We start from the raw sequence: 18,069 nt of genomic DNA, 5'->3' as shown, positions 1-18,069 counted from the left end.
TTTTTATGTGATGATGATTTGGTTTATTAAATAATCCTAACTGAAATTATTACTAATCACGCTCTAATTTATCAATATCTATATCCGTAAGGTTTCGAATATTTCTTGTGATTTTTTCAATGCTCCAATCCCACCATTTTAATTTTAAAAGCCTTTCGATAACATCATTTGAGAATCGTTTTTTGATTTCAGCTGCTGGATTTCCTCCGACAATTATATAAGGTTCTACGTCTTTGATTACCGTTGCATTTGTGGCAATAATAGCACCGTCGCCGATGGTTACACCTGCCATAATGGTTGCATTATAACCTATCCAAACATCATTACCAATATGAATGTCACCTTTTTGTGGATATTGTTTTCCTTCCATAGCATTTTCCCAACCATTTCCAAAAATTGCAAACGGATACGTAGTTATAGCGTTTGTCAAATGATTGGCTCCATTCATAATGAATTTCACATCGGAGGCTATCATACAAAATTTACCGATAATCAATTTGTCTCCAACAAAGTCAAAATGGTACTTTACATTTTTCTCAAAGTTTTCCACGTTTTCAAAATCATCATAATAAGTGTAATCACCAACAATGATATTAGGATTTTTGATAACGTTTTTTAGAAAACAAAGGCGGTCATAATTTTGAAGTGGGAATTTTGTATTCTTATTTGGGGCTGTCATTTTTAAATTTAGTTTATTGAATTTAAATTATTGTCCATTACATGCTCTAACCTTATCAAAACTTTCAAAAACAATTATTTTAATTATTTCCAAATGTATTAAATACTTATTAAAAGCCATAAAACATCTTAGTGATAACTTCAGTAAAAATGACTTTTAAAAAACAAACTTTTTCGCTTCTCCTTAGGTTATTAGAACCGCGTGAGGGATTACTTCACTGTATATTTATTTCATAAGGGTTCAGTCAATTTCATTTGAAGCTAGCTACCGAAGTAGCGCGGACAGACCGACAGCATAAAGCCACGGGGGCCAACTCACCGCTATAGATGAGTTGCCCCCCGTGGCTTTATGGCAACATGTCCACATGAGCTTTTTGCGCACTGATGAAGTAAATTATACTTATACTTTAGATTTCAGCTGAAGCACTTTCGGGTTTGTTATCCATCCAGGCGGCAAATAATTTATAGCCTATAGAAAATATGATTGGCCCCACAAATAAACCTACGAATCCAGACATCATGAATCCGCCGATTACACCAAGAAAAATAACCAACATAGGCACTAGCGCCCCTTTTCCTAATAGCAATGGTTTTAGGACGTTATCTGATAGTCCGCTTAGGACAAAAAACACTGACCATAAAGCTGCTGCGGTGGTATTATCCAATGAAAATAGATAGGCAATTACCCCAAGGTTGATAATGATGGGACCGACTTGGATAATGGAAAGCATCAAACAAATAACTGTTAACACCCCCGCAAAAGGAATACCAGCACCAAAGAGTCCCACGGCTTGGATCAGGGTTTGGATAATGGCTACACCCAATATTCCTTTCACCACCTGATATACTGTTGACACTGAAATATCTAAAAATTCGTCACCTGAATCACCCGAAATTCTCTTGATGAAATTGGTTGCTAAATTTTGAGCACTAGTTGAAACCATCAATACTCCTGCAATAATTACGGAAAGAATTACCTGTAATAAAGCAACTGTAGAACTGAGTACGCTGCCCAGCAATTTTTTAGATAATTCTACAATTTGTTCTTTGTACTCGAGTACTCCAGCTTTTAGATCTGTGGATAATGAATAAAGAAAATCATAGGCTTTGTCTCCTACTAGAGGCCAGTCTTTGATGTTTTGACCTGGTGTTGCCACTTTCAAAGTACCATTCTCTACCCCTGTTTTTAATTCAGTTATACTTGCTGTAACCGAATTTACAAACAATACAGTTGGTGCAATAATGATTATCAATAAGGCTGCTGTAATTATAAATGAAGCAAGGCTTTTGCGACCCTTTAATTTTTTTTGCAAAAAATTGAAAGCAGGGTAGAATACAATAGCCAATATGATTGCCCAAAGAATTGGCATCATAAAAGGCAATAAAAGTTTGATACAAAATCCCAAAATTAGGAAAACTAGTCCTAGCTGTAAGATGACTTCAAAAATCTGTTTGCTTTTGTATGGGTTTGAATTTTCCATAAGAATTGATTTAAAGATTAGTTAAAAATTGTGAATATGTCTATTGCTTTTGTTTCTTTTTGGCATTGTTTTCATTGGCATCCGAAACCAGACGGCCAATAAGGATCACGGGATACAAAACCCCTATAATAGCTTCGATTTGCACCATTGCCCTAGCAAAGGGATGCAAAGGCACAATCTCACCAAAACCTGTTGTTGTGATTGTTATATAACTGAAATACAAGAAATTTGCCTGCAAAGTGTTGCTTTCAAAAGGCGGTAACGTGATTTGGAAAGCACCGGGAATGTGTTCGTATATAAACAAATAAATTACAGACCAAAAATTGGCTAAAATCATATACACCACTATGGAACCTATCACTCGATATTCGGTTATTGGCCCCGGCTCAAAAACTTTTTTCAAAACCAAAAAAATCAACAGCAGAAAAGTAGCAATGGTAAAAACAATATCGGCCAATAAAACAAATGAACTCGGTTGGAAAACCGAAATCCAGCCGAATAGAATAAAAAGGAATGGAATAATTGTGTACAAGATCGTTTGTTTTTTGGATTTGGATAAAGAAATAATCCCAGCTATAAGAAACAGCATCCAAAACACGTTGATAATAACCATGAAGGAAGAATAGCTTCCAAATATTGGAATCAGGAAAAAATGCATAATAAAAAGTAAGACCAACATTCCGCTGAGTCCACTTTCCTTATCCCAAAAATGATTTAAGAAACGATATTTTTTATTTTTTGTCATCCTATTTTAAAATTATGATTTATAAGTTATGAATTACATCTTCACTTTTGACCTTTGACTTTTGACTTAAAAAGGTATCGGCTCCACATCAACCCTTCCGATTGGCCGTCGTCCTAATCGAAATAACAGAAGAATTAGAATTGGGAAGAAACACAGTACTGCCATTACCAGATAAATATCTTTGTAAGCCAACAACATCGCTGGCTGTGACGTTTGGTTTGAAAGACTTTTTTCGGCTTTTTTTTGTGCTTCCCATGCCGATAATCCTTGAAGCATATAGTATTTTTTATTCTTATTTAATTGTGCTTTGGCCATTGGGTTTAATTCCGTTAATTGTTGGCTAAGACCTGTTTTATGTTGTACGTTCATATTGGAAATAAAAGTTCCCAAAATAGCCCCGCCCAATAATGAGGCAAAAACAGCACGTGAAATCACACCGCTCATCATTCTGGAATCCCCCAAAGTTTTAGGCACATTTTCAGAAATATAAAGTGATGCTGCTGGGTACAAAAAGCCAATGGCCAATCCTTTGAATATAAAAGGTCCAAAAAAATCGGCTGCATCAATTTCGGGATAAAATCTAAAATAAAGAAGAGTGTGATACATTCCATAACAGGCAAAACCCGTAACCCAAATTGTTGCCAAATAAATTCGCTTGAACAAAAGGTAAGTCGATAGTGGGATGGCTATAAAAAGCCCTATCAAAATGGCTAAATGTGTTCTTGCCACATAAATACTGTCAAAACCTAAAATATTGGTCATAAATCCAGTCACAATACTTCCTGTACCATTCATCATCCCAGTATAAAAAAAGAGCAAAGACCCCAGAACTACGTTTCGGTACTTATACACATCGGTATTGATTATAGGATTGTCGGTAAATCGAACATGGAGGAGATAAACACCTACGATAACGAGTAAAAAAGCAGTTGCCATAGCTACTTTTGGATCGGTTAGCCAATTGCGAGTTTGCCCTTCGGCACAAAGAAAAAGAATAATTATAAGAAACAAGAGCATGATGAGCCAGCCTCTCCAATCAAATTGAAAAACTCCTTTCATGGGCGCCACATCTTTTCTATAAAAAATCCAAGCCAAAAGTATTGCCACCAAAAAATTGATATTCAAAAAGTAAATCCCAAAAGTCCAGTTATGAATACTTGTCATTTCTGTTCCAAAATATTGGTACAACTGCTTACTGCCGTGAAGAATAAACTGAACGATACCATACAAAATGGGCATGTTAAAAGTTGGATTGTATTTTAAAATTATAGGAATTATGGTTGCAAAAATTCCTATGATAGACAAAATTGCCAACAAAGCCCGCCAAACGGTAAACCATTCAATTGTGGTTGCATACAACGAAGCCGTGTTGCAGATTATGGACGAAAAACTAACGGATAAAATCATCGTTCGCATCGGAATCTGCTTTCCTATTTTCATTCCCAAGGGCAAAAAACCCAACATCACAAAAAAAGGAATATAGGTCGAATAGGTAAAAACCGTGGTAGAAGCACCAAAATGACCCAATATCTGCGAATTGTCATAAGAGGTCACATTCAATGCATTAAAAAAAGGAATCGTAAGGAGATAAAGTCCTACAAGGGTAAACACACTTCCTTTTTTTATTGAACCCATTCTTTTTACTTTTTTATTTCCACAGTCACACTCATCCCTGGTTTTACGGATTCCAATTCTTTTGCGGAAGCTTCAAAATCAATTTTTACAGGAATACGTTGCGTGATTTTCACAAAATTCCCAGTCGAATTGTCCGGTTCCACCATTGAGAATTTAGCTCCAGTAGCCGGCGAAAAACCCACCACTTTTCCTTTAAATTCTTTGTCGTCAAGCGCATCAACAGTAATGGTCACTTCTTGCCCTGGTTTAATTTTTCCAATTTGGGTTTCCTTAAAATTGGCAGTGACCCAAACCTTTTGGTTCAAAACTAGTGTTGCCACAACCTGATTGGCATTAATCAACTCACCTATCGATATGGTTCTCTCACCTACATAACCGTCAGCCATGGCAATAATTCGCGTGTAAGACAACTGTAACAAAGCGTTTTCCAAATCGGCTTTTTTGCGGGCTACAGTGGCTTTGGCCGCTTCAAGATTGGTATAACTTTGTTTAGTGGTTGATACGCTCGCCAGTAACTGTTTTTGGCCAGCATCGAGATACGCTTTAGTCGATTGTAGTTTTGAAACTACTTGATCGTATTGATTTCTGGTAACTGCTGAATCGGCAATCATATTTTTAAAACGTTGATAATCCTTTTCGGCCTTGTCAAGACTCGCTTTATCACCCTCAAGATTATCTTTGGATGCAGCCTGATTTGCAGTGGCCGTAACTATGGATTGTTCCAATGAATGGAGATTCCCTTCGGCAACAGCCAAATCAGCTTCGGCCTGTTTTACTTTTATCCTGTATTCTTCATCGTCCAGAACAACCAAAGTATCGCCTTTATGAACAAATTGATTGGCGTCAAAATGGATTGAAGCAACATGCCCCGTTGCCCTGGCCGTAACACTGTTAATATAGGATTCAACTTGGGCATTATTGGTTGTCTCATACCGATGAAAATCGAAAATCAAGCTTAATATCCAAATGCCTCCTCCTATAATGAAAATAAAAGAAAGAATAGTCAATATTGTATTTCTCTTTTTTTCGCTTTTTACGACAGCTTCGTTGATGGTTTTATCTTCGCTCATAAAAAAAAATTAAAGTTTACCCATTGCATACTGCAGGGAATAATATTGAATAATTGCATCTATATTGGCATTATTTAGTGAAATTTTAGCTTCGTTCAACTGCAATTCGGCATCAACGATATCGCTGATTACGGCAAAATCATTGTCATAACGGCTTTTTACGATTTTGTAATTGCTCAGTGCCAAATCAACATCTTTCTTAAAAGTTGTTATGTTTCTCGCACTTTCCGTAAATCGAATATAGGCTGCCTTTACATCTTGATTGATTTGATCTTTGGTAGCCGCAAGTGCAATATTGCTTTTATCTATTTGCAGCTTATCCGCATTGGCACGGTGTTTTATATTATAAAAACTGGAAATTTCCCAACTGAGAGACACTCCCGCCGCCCAATAATTGAGAATATTATCTGAATAATTAGGCCATTGCGCGGGATATTGTGTATTGAAAAGCAAGTTGGCATTGATATAAGGTTTAAAACCGCTCTTGGTTATATCCAAGGATGACTCGGCTATTTTAACATTGATTTGTGATCTTTTGATTTCATAACGATTTTCATAGGCTTCAGACAAACTTTCCTGCAAACTGACCTCTTTCGCAGGAATTAAAATACCATCCAATACCGGTTTTAGTCTGGTATTGGTAGGAAGCCCTGTCAATATATCCAAATAATTGCTGATTAACTCGATTGAATTGGAACTGCGAAAAACCGCCACCTCAAAATTCGACTTTTGCAATTCGGTTCTTAACAAATCACTTTTAAGATTTTGTCCATTGGAAACTCTGGATTCCAATTGCCTGATTCGTATATCCGTATTGACAATGTTTTGTTTAGTAATTTCAATTTCCTTATATAACTTTTCGAGAGTGAAGAATTGGGTTGTTATTGCTTGTTTAATTTCAGTTTCGGTCATCTTGGCAACCGATTCCTGCATACTGACCATTAGTTGTTGTTTGTCTATTTGATTGTTGATTGCCCCTCCATAATATAAAGGCATGGATGCAAAAACATTAGCTGATCCTTGGTGATTAAAATAATCGACTGTCGTGTTTTTTTCATAAAAACCCTCAAAGACTTTAGGATTTCCAATATAATTATATCCCATATTTAAGCCAAGAACCGGTGCTTTGGCTATTTGGGACTGGTTCAAATTTTCATTGGCAATAGTAACGTCGGAATTGGCTATTTTAAGCTGATTATTATTGCGAATACCCAATTCTATGGCTTCATCCAATCTTATGATTCTGACACTTTCATCATTTTGGGAAAATCCAATTTCAGAAAAAAAACATGCTATTATCAGAATAACAAATTCACTTTTAAGACTTTTTAAAAAAAGGTAATCCATTAGCTAATTTTCAATTTAAAAAATTACAACTTGTAAAAAAATGCTACACTAATCTTAAACAAAACTTTATTTCTCACTCGAAATCAATAATATCCTTAAACAAATATAAACATTTTAACAATTTTATAACAGTAATTACACTAATAATAACCAGCGTCTAAAATAACACCTTTACAAAGTAAATTCATAATCAAATCCTTTCAAGAAGTAATGTAGCCACCAGAAGTTCTCCAAATGTTAGAAAAAAACATATTGATAACCAAGGCTAATGGAATCATAATTTAGTCCAATACTCTTAAACGTTCCTGTATTAAATTGCAATTTAACAGATTGACTTCTTGATAATGGTACAGACCATGTTGCGCCGATTCTTGAACTATTGATTACACTTCCAGCAGGCAAGTCATCAATAACCGTTTTTCCGCCGCTAAACCAGTTAAGATTAATCCCAACCCACATGTGGTTTTTGAAAAAATAACTGGCATGACCCTGTAAAGAAAGCACTGGTTTTTGCTCCAAATCTTTATCACTAAGAAATTCATTATTTTGGGTATAAAACCAAACCCCAGAGTAGAATTCGGCGTAAACATGTTCAAATCGTTTGGAAATACCCACCTCCGGCTTGAATCCCCAACGGTTGGAACCTATATTAATTCTTTTATCGGCATAATAAACACCTGTAGGAACTGAGACAACTAAACTTGTCCCAAATATTGTTTTTTGTTGGTATTTGGCAAACTCTTTTCTTTCCAATGCGGGAGAACCTAATAAATTGATTCCAAATCGTATACGCATATCTCCAAAACCTGTTCGATTTCCCGTGACTTTTTCTCCACTTACTGTAGCTTTACCATCCATAGTCACGTACGGAACAGCGACTTGAATTCTAGCTAATTTATTAGCCAAACCAAACGTATGCATATACCCAACTCCAAAATTATTGCTTGAAATGACAAAATCCGCGATAGGCAAAGTTGGTTCTGAGACCACGTCTCCTTTCATGAACCCATAAGTACCCACTATAATATTACCACCTTTAGGCAAATTTGCATAAACTCTTGGCTCAAGATCCTGTGCCACACAACAATTGTAAATAAAGAAAAGGGCAATTAATAAAAATTTAGTCTTTCTAACACAAATTAAGCTTTGCACAACCATATCCTGAATTTTCATAAGAAATTAAAAATCTTTCTAAAATTGCATTTGAAACTATTTTAGATGCCATTCAAAAAAATCAATATACCTTTCTAAAAATTGAAACTAAAAAAACCTCAAAAAAATTTTGAGGTTACAAGTAATCCTTTCATGTATATTTAAAATCGATAACCAATACTGATATTATATCTAAACCCAACAGCGGTTACAGATTGCACCCCTTTTTTCTCAATCCCTTCATCTCCTGTGATTCCTTCAACTCCAGGGAATTTATCTTTTATCGCTTGGATTATCTTTTGATAAACCTCATTCTCATCAAGCCCTGGAATACTGCTATCTAGTTTTGCATTATATTTATATCGAGTCAAAGAAGGTCCAAATAAAACACAGTCGATAACAAATCTATCCCACAATACGAACTGATACCCTAATTCACCTCCTACATTGGTCAAATTTAACTTTGTAGAAATATTAGAATTACTAACAACTCCAGTATCTGGATTGGTATAAATTAAATCTCTATCCGTTGAAAATTGAAAAAAGCTAACAAATGGAGCCAAATACACCCCTCTGGGCGCTTTGTATTTATTGATACTTCCCAAATAAAATCTGTAATCTGCACCAACTGAAAAACCAGTTCTATTGTTCTTTTTATCAAAATCAACCCCATCAAGATCAATTGTTATTAATGGAAACTCCTGATATCCCACAAAAACATTCAAACTTTGATTTTCTTTAATAATCCGCTCATACGAAAACTGATAGGAATTATCATAAAGTAACGTATTCGAGACGTTAAACTTAACTGAATTCTTAAAATCTCTAAAATCAGATTGGGAGAAAACATCATTTGAAGATATAAATAACGCAAATGCAAAAATGAATACAATTCTAAATGGAGTAGTTAAATTTTTCATGATTTATTTTTTAAATTACATAAAACTAGGAAAGTACATTAACAAATTTAACGTTTTTTTCTAAAATAAAGAAACAAAAATTAACACTTTTTATGACAAAAGAACTTATAATTAGTCACAATCTGAGATACTATTGCTTTTTTCATCACTAGTCCCTAAAAATGTACTTAAAGTTACAAAAAAAAGAGGCTGTCTATACTTTTTAGACAGCCTCTTTTTTTTGAGCAAACAAATCCTTATTTCACTTTTGTCATTTCCAATTCACCTACAAAAGGTATTGCATTTTGCAGACTACTTCTAATCTCGGTTTGCAAATAAATTTCGAGTTGAATAAATTTTGTGGCATTTATTGCTCCTATAGCTTTTTTGGCTTTCTCATAATAAGAACTATATAACTTATCATATGCAATATTATTTTTCAAAACACCTTTAGCTATTGCATCGGCTTTGTCATCTGTTAAAGCTGCATAATCTGTAGCATATTGATTAATTAAGTAGACTTTTTCTTCTCCTAGTTTTTTTCTTTCTAGTTCATAAGCATCATAGATTTTTGCAAAATCTGTAGCTTGAGTTCCAGACAATGCCATATATTGTCTTACCAATTCTGATTTGGACTTACCATAAACAGATTGTACAACATCAATATCATCTTTCAAAGTTGATTGGGCAAATGTTGTAGCTGAAAACGCTACTGCAAATAATAAAAATAATTTTTTCATGTGTATGTGTTTTAAATTTAGTTAATTTCTCTCAAATATAAGAATTTCTCATTAAAATATTACAAAATCTAAAAAACAAATTCATCATAAACCACTATTTATCAACAACAAATAATTCAAAACGTTTCTCCTGCATTTAAATAAAAACCTTTAGAATGATTTCCAACCGCATAATCAAAAACAAGATTGGTACGAGTAGCTTTATCTATCAGAAGTCTTAAACCAACCCCATAAGCAGGCTGAACATATTCAAAAAGTCCAATGTGGTCATACTTATTACTTGCAGATGTAAAATTTGTAAATACAGTCCCACTAAGAAGCTGATTGCAGGTTATGGGAAACCTTAATTCGACCTGAAAATAAGCTAAATTATTTCCACGAAAAAGGCCTTGTGTATAACCCTCCCCGCTCCGACTTCGTTGATCCCAACCTATGGCGGGCAAATTTAAATAGGGAACAACTCCCTTGGTTACAAACTGTCCATAAGCCCAAAAACCTAGTACAAATTGTTCTCTTTTGGGATCCATTGGAATAAAGTACCTAAACTCAGTATAGAGTACATTACTTGCCTTTTGGTCATTAAACAAATGTCCATTAAGCCTGTAATCGACATTAGCAAACCAGCCTTTTCGCGTATTAATTTGGTTATCCCTGGAATCGTAGATAAAATTAAAACTTAGCCCATTTACAAAATATTCATTTTCATTAAATCCATTAAGAACACTATAATTATAATGGTTAGTGAATTTTCCGTTTGCAACATCAAGGTTCTTATCAATTATTGACGAATACCAATCAATTTCAATTCCTCCACCTATATAAAAATCCTTTTTTATTTCCCATGAAGCGGTTTGATGAAACTTAAAATAGTTATAATCCATCGGCTCTTTGATCGATTCTATATCAAAATCAGGATCTTCTCTGTTTGTTGGAATAATATTAGTTCCCAGACCATAGTTGGGTTGTGTAAAAATGTACAGTCGATAATCGCCCCTAAGATAAATACTATTGCTTTTTAATAGAATATTATTTTTGACATTAACCAATAACTGTTTTTGGGTAGTAAAAGTCACCCCAAGATTGGCAGAAGAATATTTGTCTGAAATTCCTTTACCTTTGAAAGTATATTGTCCCGTCGCCCCGTAACTAAACCCTGTTGCCGGCTGTATCCCGATTATAGGAATAACCAGCAAAAAACTATTCTTAATAGGTTTTACAATCAGAATTGAGTCTTTCTTTTTAAACAATTCAAAAACCGTTTTGGGTGGGCAAGAATTGTCAATATCCGGATTAGTTTGAGCATTAACTAAACTTTGATTTCCAAATAAAACAATAAAAAAAGGAATTAAGAATTTTATCATAACAGATATTTACTTTTTTTCCGAAAAAATATTTCAACTTTGGTTGTCCGGAACCCACTTTTTCATCTTATCGGAAGATTTTTTTTAAATGTGGGTTTCAACTAATCCTACTAATTAGTTTTATTGGAAACAAAAAACATAAGTATAATAATGCAATTACATTAAATCCAAAATCACAATTAAGCAACAGTAAATCCAAACGAATTATTTCACTTTTATTTTTTCGATACTTCCTCTATAATTAATTGAATCACGATTATTTGACCCAATAGTTAAAGAAGCTCCACCTTCAAAATAGACAGTTAAAGTAACCGAATAATTATCTGAATTATCCCTAACTTCGGCTTTTATTATATAATTCTTCTTGCCTTTTGTTACCGAATAATCTTTTATAGGACCTTTAAAATATAAACCACCGTTACCACCTCCATAAGCCACACCACTATATGCTCTCCCAAAATAAGGCATTTCACTATGAATCGAATCCTTTTTGAATCTCAAAAAATTTGGGTTTGTAGTCAAATCAATGCTTCTACCACCATGCGGATAGGCCATTACACCCGTAAATTCATATTCTTTGGAATCTATAAGAGCTTCCACTTCTTTTTGTTTTGCCAATTTTTTTTCCTCTTTTATTTGCTGTTTCGTTTTTTCTTGTGCAAAACCTATTAGCATTGAAAAAGAAAGGAAAAAAGATAATACCACAGTTTTCATGAGTTCTTAATTTTTATGATAAACAAATGATTACAAAAAATTTATTCTTGATGGGTAAATCGCATCATTACAATATTACCTAACAAAAAATTCAAGGTTTTCCCATCATCAGTAATCGTGTACGATTCTATTTTATTCAGGGTATCCATATATACTGAATCCCCATTACCTTCACAGGCCATCATTGTCATACCAATTTTGGCATCTTTAAAATTAATTTTGGCACCATCCATAAGCAAAGCTCCAAAATACTGATTACAACTATTGTTTCCTGTAATTTTATTACCTTTCAAATCAAATGCAATTGTTGGTTTTTTGTTGGGGAACAAACCGTCAAAAGCAATTTTAGGTCCTGTTATGTATTTCAATTCCCAAGTTCCTTCAAGTGATGTCATTTTTGCAGTTGGTTTTGATGTAGTGCATGAAACACAACACAAGCAAACAAATACTATCAATAGCGCTACTTTCCTCATGGTCAATAATTTAAAAATCATATTGCGTAAAAATAAGAAAAATTAATAAGAAAAAGAGGTTTCCAATTCAAATTTGCTTTTTAAAAAAGGTATGATTATTTTCGTGAAAAAGAAAAAACACCATGACACTACTAGGAATAGGTTCGCGAATTGAACACCCAGAATATGGAAAAGGAGTAATAACTAATGTTTCTTCAAAAGAGTATTGGGTAACGTTTATAGAAAATGGCTTAGAAACTATCCCTTTGAACGACGAATTCAAAGTCATCGAAGCTACTGTTGACGAAGTGGATACTGTAAGCTTTTCGGAAGTGGAACAGAGTTTACGGGACCTTTTGAAAAAATGGTCGGATGTTTCCGAAATTGTACCTATTGGAGACAAATGGAAAGGGGGAAAAATGATTTTGGAACCGGGTCAGATAGGATTGGCTCCCAAAGAAATTCCAATTGACACTTTTTTCCATAAAATCATAATGGTACGTGATCGCTTGCGCGTTATGGAACAAAAGATAAACAGCAGCAAAATTGAAGAAATAGAAAAGATAGAATTACAGCAATATATTACCCGTATTTATGGCAGCCTAACCTCGTTCAATATATTATTTAAATCACCAACCAACCATTTTGTCGGAGAAAAGTCAAAATAGATTTTAAGAAACAATTAATTTTAATACGCTTTTTTATACGTAATTTTATAATCCAATTATAATTTTTTAAAATCATGAAAAAAATAATCTTTTCCGCTGCCCTAATTATTGCTGTAATCATTGGCTGTAAAACCAATAGCAAATCTAGTGATGCCAAAACCCTAAACCTTACTTTTGAACCAAAAAGTAATAGTAAAGTAACAGGGACAGCCACTTTTACAGAGAAAAATGGTAAAGTAACTTTTGTTGCAAAAATTGCTGGATTGCAACCTGGAATCCATGCCATTCATATTCATGAAAAATCAGATTGTTCTGCAGCTGACGGAAGTTCTGCAGGAGGGCACTGGAATCCTACCTTCAAAAAACATGGAAAATGGGGAGAAGGAGAATATCATAAAGGTGATATCGGTAATTTTACCGCTGATGAAAAAGGAAACGGAACTATCACTTTGACAACAGATGAATGGTGTATTGGTTGTGGCGATGCTACAAAAGACGTTATTGGTAAAGGTCTTATTGTTCATCAAGGTGCCGATGATTTTGTAACCCAACCAACAGGAAATGCGGGTGCAAGAGTAGCTTGTTCAGCAATAATAAAATAAAAAATCTCTTGAAAGAAAAGGAACATCTTTATTTCAAAAACGCATCAGATTGGCGAGAATGGTTGCATAACAATCATCATTTGTCAACTGGTGTGTATTTAATTTTCTATAAAGTAAATAGTCCTTTTGAAAGTATGCGTTGGGAGGAAGCAGTTCAAGTAGCCATTTGTTATGGTTGGATTGATTCCACCGTGAGAAATGTAGATGAACACAGCCGAAAGCAAATCTTTTCTCCCAGAAAAAATAAAAGCGTTTGGAGTAAACTCAACAAAACCTATATCGAAAAACTCATTGCCGATAATCTGATGCACGAAAGTGGCTTGGCCAAAATCGAGATTGCCAAACAAAACGGTTCTTGGACTTCATTAGACGCTGTTGAAGATTTGATAATTCCGAAGGATTTAGCGGAAGCATTCGAACAAAATCAGATGGCTTTTGAGAACTATAAAAACTTTAGCCCTTCCTATAGAAAAAGTTATCTGTACTGGCTCAATCATGCCAAAAGAGCCGAAACCAGAAACAGTAGAATTGCCTCTATAATTGACCTTTGCCAACAAAACAAAAAATCGAGAGACTGATTTTATTAGTCATCCCATTTTTTTCTGTAAATCCAAAAAAAATATTTATACACGATTAGACCATAATATAGGTATACGAATACTTTGAATTACTGAATCTTAATTTTCCAAAAGTGAAAAGTGAAAATTTCACAAAAATTCACCATGAGCTAATTTTATAAATCTAATAAGTCCCCATTGATTCATAAAAAAACATAGCTTTGCAAAATCAAAATTAAGCAATGATTAACCCTTCAGCATCTGGTTGGATAGATAAATTCTTTACAAAACTAAAGTTATCAGAACACAATGTATCTGAAACGGAAGATAGTTTTTATCAAAAATTAAGAAATACTGGTTTCATCTACGGTCACATCATTTCATTTGATACGCCTTTTGAAATAAAAACCAAAGGTTGGTTCAAAGAAGAAATTTCTAAAATAGCCTTACTAAATGCATTATATGGTATTTATTCATTAACGAATAAAGAAAAAGATTCTTCTGAATTTATTGAACAAGCCAATGCTTTTTATAAACAAATGCATCCGGAAGGCTTTAGTTTATTTAAAAAAATACTACCCAAAAACAATACCGCCCTAACGTTGGAAAACATAATTGACCAACGCGTACAGACAAACGAAAATATAATCAATAAAAACTTTTCGCATTTAGTTACCAATGCACTGCTATTCATTGATGTTTTGGCATTTCGTCAATACTTAATTCATGGTGAAATTCCTGAAAAATATCTTAAGAAAATTGAAGAAACGGTTGTCAATATTGTAACTCTGGCATTAAAAATTAAAACCAATAAATCTCAATATGATGATTTATTAATCAAATTATTTGAAGCCTCGATTCGATACAGTAAGTTTTCCAAGAAAGGAAATATAACATTAGAGAATTTAGAGTTGGACTATTTCAATGCCGAATTGGAAAAAAAATATCTGATTGATATTGCAGGAATGGCATTATGGAGTGATGGAGTCATTGAAAATAACGAAGCCTACTTTTTGCATACACTAGCTGAAACCTTACAAATTGAAGATGATTTTGTTTCAAAAAGTATTCTCAGCACCGATGGATTCATTGCCAAGCACAAAAAAGATATCCCCTATTTTAATTATTCAAATCCGGTAAAACATTTTTACGATCAAACCACGAAAAGTGTTATTACTTTGATTTCACGCAATAAATCGAGATTAATAAAAGAGATACTAGAAAGTAAAGAGTTGATGCTGCTTTTGGCACATTCTACACATAGAGATTTGGACGAAAAAGAAAAGAAAAAGGTAAAAAAACAATTATTGGATATTTGCAAAACTGTGCCATCACTGACCATATTCTTACTTCCCGGGGGCAGTTTATTGCTTCCCATTTTGATTAAATTTATCCCAACACTATTACCTTCTTCATTCAATGAAAATTTGGATAATGAAGATTAAACATAAAAGAGGCTGTCTAAATAGACAGCCTCTTTTTTTTACCATAGCTACTTATAATAGAACACATTATTATTCTTTGAAATTCAACTGATACACTTCATCCAAATCCTTATCTGAACTAAAATTAACTCCCAAATCAGTAACAAAACCTGAATTTAGACCGTAAACCCATCCGTGAATAGTTACTTCTGTGCCATTCTTCCAAGCGGATTGTATAATGGATGTTTTAGCCAAGTCAAATACCTGTTCTTTTACATTGATTTCTACAAAAGCATTAAAACGTTCGTCCTCGTTTACTATAGAATTTAAATATCTATCATGTAAACGATATACATCTTTTATGTGACGAATCCAGTTATCAATGATACCTATTGAGTCGTTACCCATTGCCGCTTTTACTCCACCGCAACCATAATGACCACAAACAATAACGTGTTTTACTTTCAACACATTTACGGCATAATCAAGTACACTCAACATATTCATATCCGAATGAATAACCATGTTGGCAATGTTTCTATGAACAAACACCTCTCCTGGTTTGGCACCTATAATTTCATTTGCAGGAACACGACTATCCGAACATCCAATCCATAATAATGGTGGTGTTTGCCCCAAAGCCAAATCTTTAAAATATTCTGGGTCCAATTCTAATTGATCTTCTACCCATTTTTTATTATTGTCTAGTATTTTTTTATAGAAATCACTCATTTTAGTTTTTTTTTATTAGTCTGTTTTTTTTCAAATTAAATATAATACAAAGAAAAGTATAAAAGTCTTAATACTTTTAAAATCACAAATTATTCTGGAAACTCTTCTTTTACAACCTTCTTTTCTACGATTTCTCTTTTTACAAAATCGTAATGGTGCTCTATGCTTACATGGTTTTGAGTTTCTGCGCTATTCTCTAAGGCATATTCTTTTTTGAATCCTTTTAGCTTCACCTTTATGTTTTCATCGACAGCTCTTGTTGATTTAAATTCATGGATTAAATCCAAAATATCGTGAGCTATATAAACAGTATCATGGGCATTGATAACAACTTTACTGTTTTCAGGGATATTTGCCAATGTTAATTTGATAGCCGCTTTATTCAAAAAAGAAACTTCTTGAGCCAAGTCAATGTTAATAACGTCGCCATCGAGATACTCCTCTTTTCTAAAACTATAGGCTCTTTTAAGATTTCCTCTTAAAATAAACACAATGCTAATTGCAATTCCTAAAGCCACTCCTTTCAATAAATCTGTAAATACAACACCTAAAAAAGTAGCTATAAAAGGTAAAAACTGATATTTACCATAGTGCCAAAAATGCTTGAATGTTGCTGGTTTTGCTAATTTGTAACCAACTAAAATCAATACCGCAGCCAATGTTGCCAAAGGAATCTTATTCAGAAGAAAAGGAATTGTAAGTACAGACACCAATAATAAAACTCCATGAATTATTGCTGATAATTTTGATTTGGCACCTGCTGCATTGTTTGCAGAAGAACGAACCACGACAGATGTCATAGGCAATCCACCCAAAAGCGAACTCACTATGTTTCCTATTCCTTGCGCTCTTAATTCAACATTGGTATTTGTAAAACGTTTGTGAACATCCATTCTATCAGCAGCTTCAATACACAATAAGGTTTCAATAGAAGCCACAATCGCGATAGTCAAACCTACAACCCAAACTTTTGGATTCATTATTCCTGCAAAATTAGGCGTCACAATAATTGCTTTAAATTCCTCAACGCTAGTTGGAATTGGTAACGAAACTAAATGGTCTTTTCCTATAGCCAAAGAACTTCCTGAAGCAATAAAAAACTCATTCAATAAAACTCCAATGACTACGGCAACCAATGCACCTGGAACCAACTTTAATTTCTTCAAAGCAGGAACCTTATCCCACATAATTAAAATCGTTATTGAAATTAAGGTAATCAATATTGCTCCTAATTGCAGATGATTAATTACATCAAACAGAGCTGAAAAAGTATTATTGTCACTTACCTGCAAGAAAGATTCATCACCCTCAAAATCGGCGTCGTATCCAAAAGCATGAGGTAATTGTTTCATTATAATAATAACACCGATACCGGCTAACATTCCTTCAATCACATTGGTTGGAAAGTAATTGGAAATACTTCCTGCTTTTAGGAAACCCAATGCCAATTGAATTAATCCTGCAATAAAAACAGCTGTTAAAAAGATATCAAAAGCTCCCAAATCGGTGATTGCCGTTAATACAATTGCGGTTAGTCCCGCAGCAGGTCCAGAAACACTTATTTGTGACTGACTCAGATAACCGACTACAATCCCTCCAATAATTCCAGAAATAATTCCTGAGAACAAAGGCGCTCCTGAAGCCATTGCGATTCCCAAACAAAGTGGCAGCGCCACTAAAAAGACAACCAAACCAGAAGCAAAATCAGATTTAAAATGAGTAAAGAGATTAGTTTTTTTTGACATAATATAAATTAATTATAAAAGTTTAAATTCATTTTTTACTGCAATACAATATTGCAGTGGCAGGAAG

At 33.8% G+C, this 18,069-nt stretch carries 18 protein-coding genes; 4 read left to right on the top strand and 14 right to left on the bottom strand.

Annotated features, from left to right (window positions below; all coding sequences use genetic code 11):
- Positions 1-52 precede the first annotated feature (52 nt).
- The 12 genes from HQN62_RS08500 to HQN62_RS08445 form a co-directional block, all read right to left on the bottom strand.
- On the bottom strand, positions 53-679 hold the full coding sequence (locus tag HQN62_RS08500; RefSeq protein ID WP_173504019.1) for a CatB-related O-acetyltransferase: 627 nt from the start codon (positions 677-679) through the stop codon (positions 53-55).
- Between the two features lie 406 nt (positions 680-1,085).
- Entirely contained in the window at positions 1,086-2,159 is a 1,074-nt protein-coding gene (locus HQN62_RS08495) for an AI-2E family transporter (protein ID WP_173504018.1), read from the bottom strand.
- Between the two features lie 40 nt (positions 2,160-2,199).
- The gene (locus HQN62_RS08490) at positions 2,200-2,904 is read right to left on the bottom strand and encodes a potassium channel family protein (protein WP_173504017.1); all 705 of its coding nucleotides are present in this window, start codon (positions 2,902-2,904) and stop codon (positions 2,200-2,202) included.
- A 66-nt stretch (positions 2,905-2,970) separates the two neighbouring features.
- Positions 2,971-4,539: an efflux MFS transporter permease gene (locus HQN62_RS08485; RefSeq protein ID WP_173504016.1), complete on the bottom strand. Its 1,569-nt coding sequence runs from the start codon at positions 4,537-4,539 to the stop codon at positions 2,971-2,973.
- Between the two features lie 5 nt (positions 4,540-4,544).
- A complete protein-coding gene (locus HQN62_RS08480; protein ID WP_173504015.1) occupies positions 4,545-5,609 on the bottom strand; it encodes an HlyD family secretion protein in 1,065 nt (354 codons plus the stop codon).
- A gap of 9 nt (positions 5,610-5,618) precedes the next feature.
- A complete protein-coding gene (locus tag HQN62_RS08475; protein ID WP_116795588.1) occupies positions 5,619-6,956 on the bottom strand; it encodes a TolC family protein in 1,338 nt (445 codons plus the stop codon).
- 237 nt (positions 6,957-7,193) lie between these two features.
- Positions 7,194-8,129, bottom strand: coding sequence for a transporter (locus HQN62_RS08470; RefSeq protein ID WP_217362512.1), 936 nt, complete (start codon positions 8,127-8,129; stop codon positions 7,194-7,196).
- A 140-nt stretch (positions 8,130-8,269) separates the two neighbouring features.
- Positions 8,270-9,028, bottom strand: a complete 759-nt coding sequence (locus tag HQN62_RS08465; RefSeq protein WP_173504014.1) for a hypothetical protein — start codon at positions 9,026-9,028, stop codon at positions 8,270-8,272.
- A 236-nt stretch (positions 9,029-9,264) separates the two neighbouring features.
- A complete protein-coding gene (locus HQN62_RS08460) occupies positions 9,265-9,747 on the bottom strand; it encodes a hypothetical protein (protein ID WP_116795590.1) in 483 nt (160 codons plus the stop codon).
- 116 nt (positions 9,748-9,863) lie between these two features.
- Complete coding sequence (locus HQN62_RS08455; protein WP_116795591.1) at positions 9,864-11,108, bottom strand: BamA/TamA family outer membrane protein; 1,245 nt, start codon at positions 11,106-11,108, stop codon at positions 9,864-9,866.
- A 204-nt stretch (positions 11,109-11,312) separates the two neighbouring features.
- On the bottom strand, positions 11,313-11,822 hold the full coding sequence (locus HQN62_RS08450) for a DUF4251 domain-containing protein (protein ID WP_116795592.1): 510 nt from the start codon (positions 11,820-11,822) through the stop codon (positions 11,313-11,315).
- A gap of 41 nt (positions 11,823-11,863) precedes the next feature.
- Positions 11,864-12,217, bottom strand: coding sequence for an META domain-containing protein (locus HQN62_RS08445; protein ID WP_254454505.1), 354 nt, complete (start codon positions 12,215-12,217; stop codon positions 11,864-11,866).
- A 200-nt stretch (positions 12,218-12,417) separates the two neighbouring features.
- Between HQN62_RS08445 and HQN62_RS08440 the strand changes: the two genes are divergently transcribed.
- From HQN62_RS08440 to HQN62_RS08425, 4 genes are all read left to right on the top strand, one after another.
- Positions 12,418-12,942, top strand: a complete 525-nt coding sequence (locus HQN62_RS08440; RefSeq protein WP_173504012.1) for a hypothetical protein — start codon at positions 12,418-12,420, stop codon at positions 12,940-12,942.
- A 74-nt stretch (positions 12,943-13,016) separates the two neighbouring features.
- Entirely contained in the window at positions 13,017-13,544 is a 528-nt protein-coding gene (locus HQN62_RS08435; protein ID WP_116795594.1) for a superoxide dismutase family protein, read from the top strand.
- Between the two features lie 8 nt (positions 13,545-13,552).
- Positions 13,553-14,122: a YdeI/OmpD-associated family protein gene (locus tag HQN62_RS08430; RefSeq protein ID WP_116798342.1), complete on the top strand. Its 570-nt coding sequence runs from the start codon at positions 13,553-13,555 to the stop codon at positions 14,120-14,122.
- A gap of 221 nt (positions 14,123-14,343) precedes the next feature.
- Positions 14,344-15,546 (top strand): LETM1-related biofilm-associated protein, encoded by a 1,203-nt coding sequence (locus HQN62_RS08425; RefSeq protein WP_173504011.1) that lies wholly within the window; start codon positions 14,344-14,346, stop codon positions 15,544-15,546.
- A 69-nt stretch (positions 15,547-15,615) separates the two neighbouring features.
- Here the strand turns inward: HQN62_RS08425 and can are convergent, their stop codons facing one another.
- Together can and HQN62_RS08415 are read right to left on the bottom strand one after the other, a co-directional pair.
- Positions 15,616-16,257 carry a carbonate dehydratase gene (gene can, locus HQN62_RS08420; RefSeq protein ID WP_116795596.1) on the bottom strand — a complete coding sequence of 214 codons (642 nt, stop codon included), beginning with the start codon at positions 16,255-16,257 and terminating at the stop codon, positions 15,616-15,618.
- Positions 16,258-16,346: 89 nt separating this feature from the next.
- Entirely contained in the window at positions 16,347-18,002 is a 1,656-nt protein-coding gene (locus tag HQN62_RS08415; protein ID WP_173504010.1) for a SulP family inorganic anion transporter, read from the bottom strand.
- Positions 18,003-18,069: the final 67 nt, after the last annotated feature.

Source organism: Flavobacterium sp. M31R6, from assembly GCF_013284035.1.
In the GTDB taxonomy this organism is placed as follows: Bacteria; Bacteroidota; Bacteroidia; order Flavobacteriales; family Flavobacteriaceae; genus Flavobacterium.
Note: the sequence above shows the minus strand (reverse complement) of the source record. Positions and strands in the feature narration are given on the sequence as shown.

What these genes read in the sequence shown, in the direction of transcription:
- HQN62_RS08500 (WP_173504019.1), bottom strand. Translation starts at nt 679, where the DNA reads ATGACAGCCCCAAATAAGAATACAAAATTCCCACTTCAAAATTATGAC.
- HQN62_RS08495 (WP_173504018.1), bottom strand. Translation starts at nt 2,159, where the DNA reads ATGGAAAATTCAAACCCATACAAAAGCAAACAGATTTTTGAAGTCATC.
- HQN62_RS08490 (WP_173504017.1), bottom strand. Translation starts at nt 2,904, where the DNA reads ATGACAAAAAATAAAAAATATCGTTTCTTAAATCATTTTTGGGATAAG.
- HQN62_RS08485 (WP_173504016.1), bottom strand. Translation starts at nt 4,539, where the DNA reads ATGGGTTCAATAAAAAAAGGAAGTGTGTTTACCCTTGTAGGACTTTAT.
- HQN62_RS08480 (WP_173504015.1), bottom strand. Translation starts at nt 5,609, where the DNA reads ATGAGCGAAGATAAAACCATCAACGAAGCTGTCGTAAAAAGCGAAAAA.
- HQN62_RS08475 (WP_116795588.1), bottom strand. Translation starts at nt 6,956, where the DNA reads ATGGATTACCTTTTTTTAAAAAGTCTTAAAAGTGAATTTGTTATTCTG.
- HQN62_RS08470 (WP_217362512.1), bottom strand. Translation starts at nt 8,129, where the DNA reads ATGAAAATTCAGGATATGGTTGTGCAAAGCTTAATTTGTGTTAGAAAG.
- HQN62_RS08465 (WP_173504014.1), bottom strand. Translation starts at nt 9,028, where the DNA reads ATGAAAAATTTAACTACTCCATTTAGAATTGTATTCATTTTTGCATTT.
- HQN62_RS08460 (WP_116795590.1), bottom strand. Translation starts at nt 9,747, where the DNA reads ATGAAAAAATTATTTTTATTATTTGCAGTAGCGTTTTCAGCTACAACA.
- HQN62_RS08455 (WP_116795591.1), bottom strand. Translation starts at nt 11,108, where the DNA reads ATGATAAAATTCTTAATTCCTTTTTTTATTGTTTTATTTGGAAATCAA.
- HQN62_RS08450 (WP_116795592.1), bottom strand. Translation starts at nt 11,822, where the DNA reads ATGAAAACTGTGGTATTATCTTTTTTCCTTTCTTTTTCAATGCTAATA.
- HQN62_RS08445 (WP_254454505.1), bottom strand. Translation starts at nt 12,217, where the DNA reads ATGACATCACTTGAAGGAACTTGGGAATTGAAATACATAACAGGACCT.
- HQN62_RS08440 (WP_173504012.1), top strand. Translation starts at nt 12,418, where the DNA reads ATGACACTACTAGGAATAGGTTCGCGAATTGAACACCCAGAATATGGA.
- HQN62_RS08435 (WP_116795594.1), top strand. Translation starts at nt 13,017, where the DNA reads ATGAAAAAAATAATCTTTTCCGCTGCCCTAATTATTGCTGTAATCATT.
- HQN62_RS08425 (WP_173504011.1), top strand. Translation starts at nt 14,344, where the DNA reads ATGATTAACCCTTCAGCATCTGGTTGGATAGATAAATTCTTTACAAAA.
- can (WP_116795596.1), bottom strand. Translation starts at nt 16,257, where the DNA reads ATGAGTGATTTCTATAAAAAAATACTAGACAATAATAAAAAATGGGTA.
- HQN62_RS08415 (WP_173504010.1), bottom strand. Translation starts at nt 18,002, where the DNA reads ATGTCAAAAAAAACTAATCTCTTTACTCATTTTAAATCTGATTTTGCT.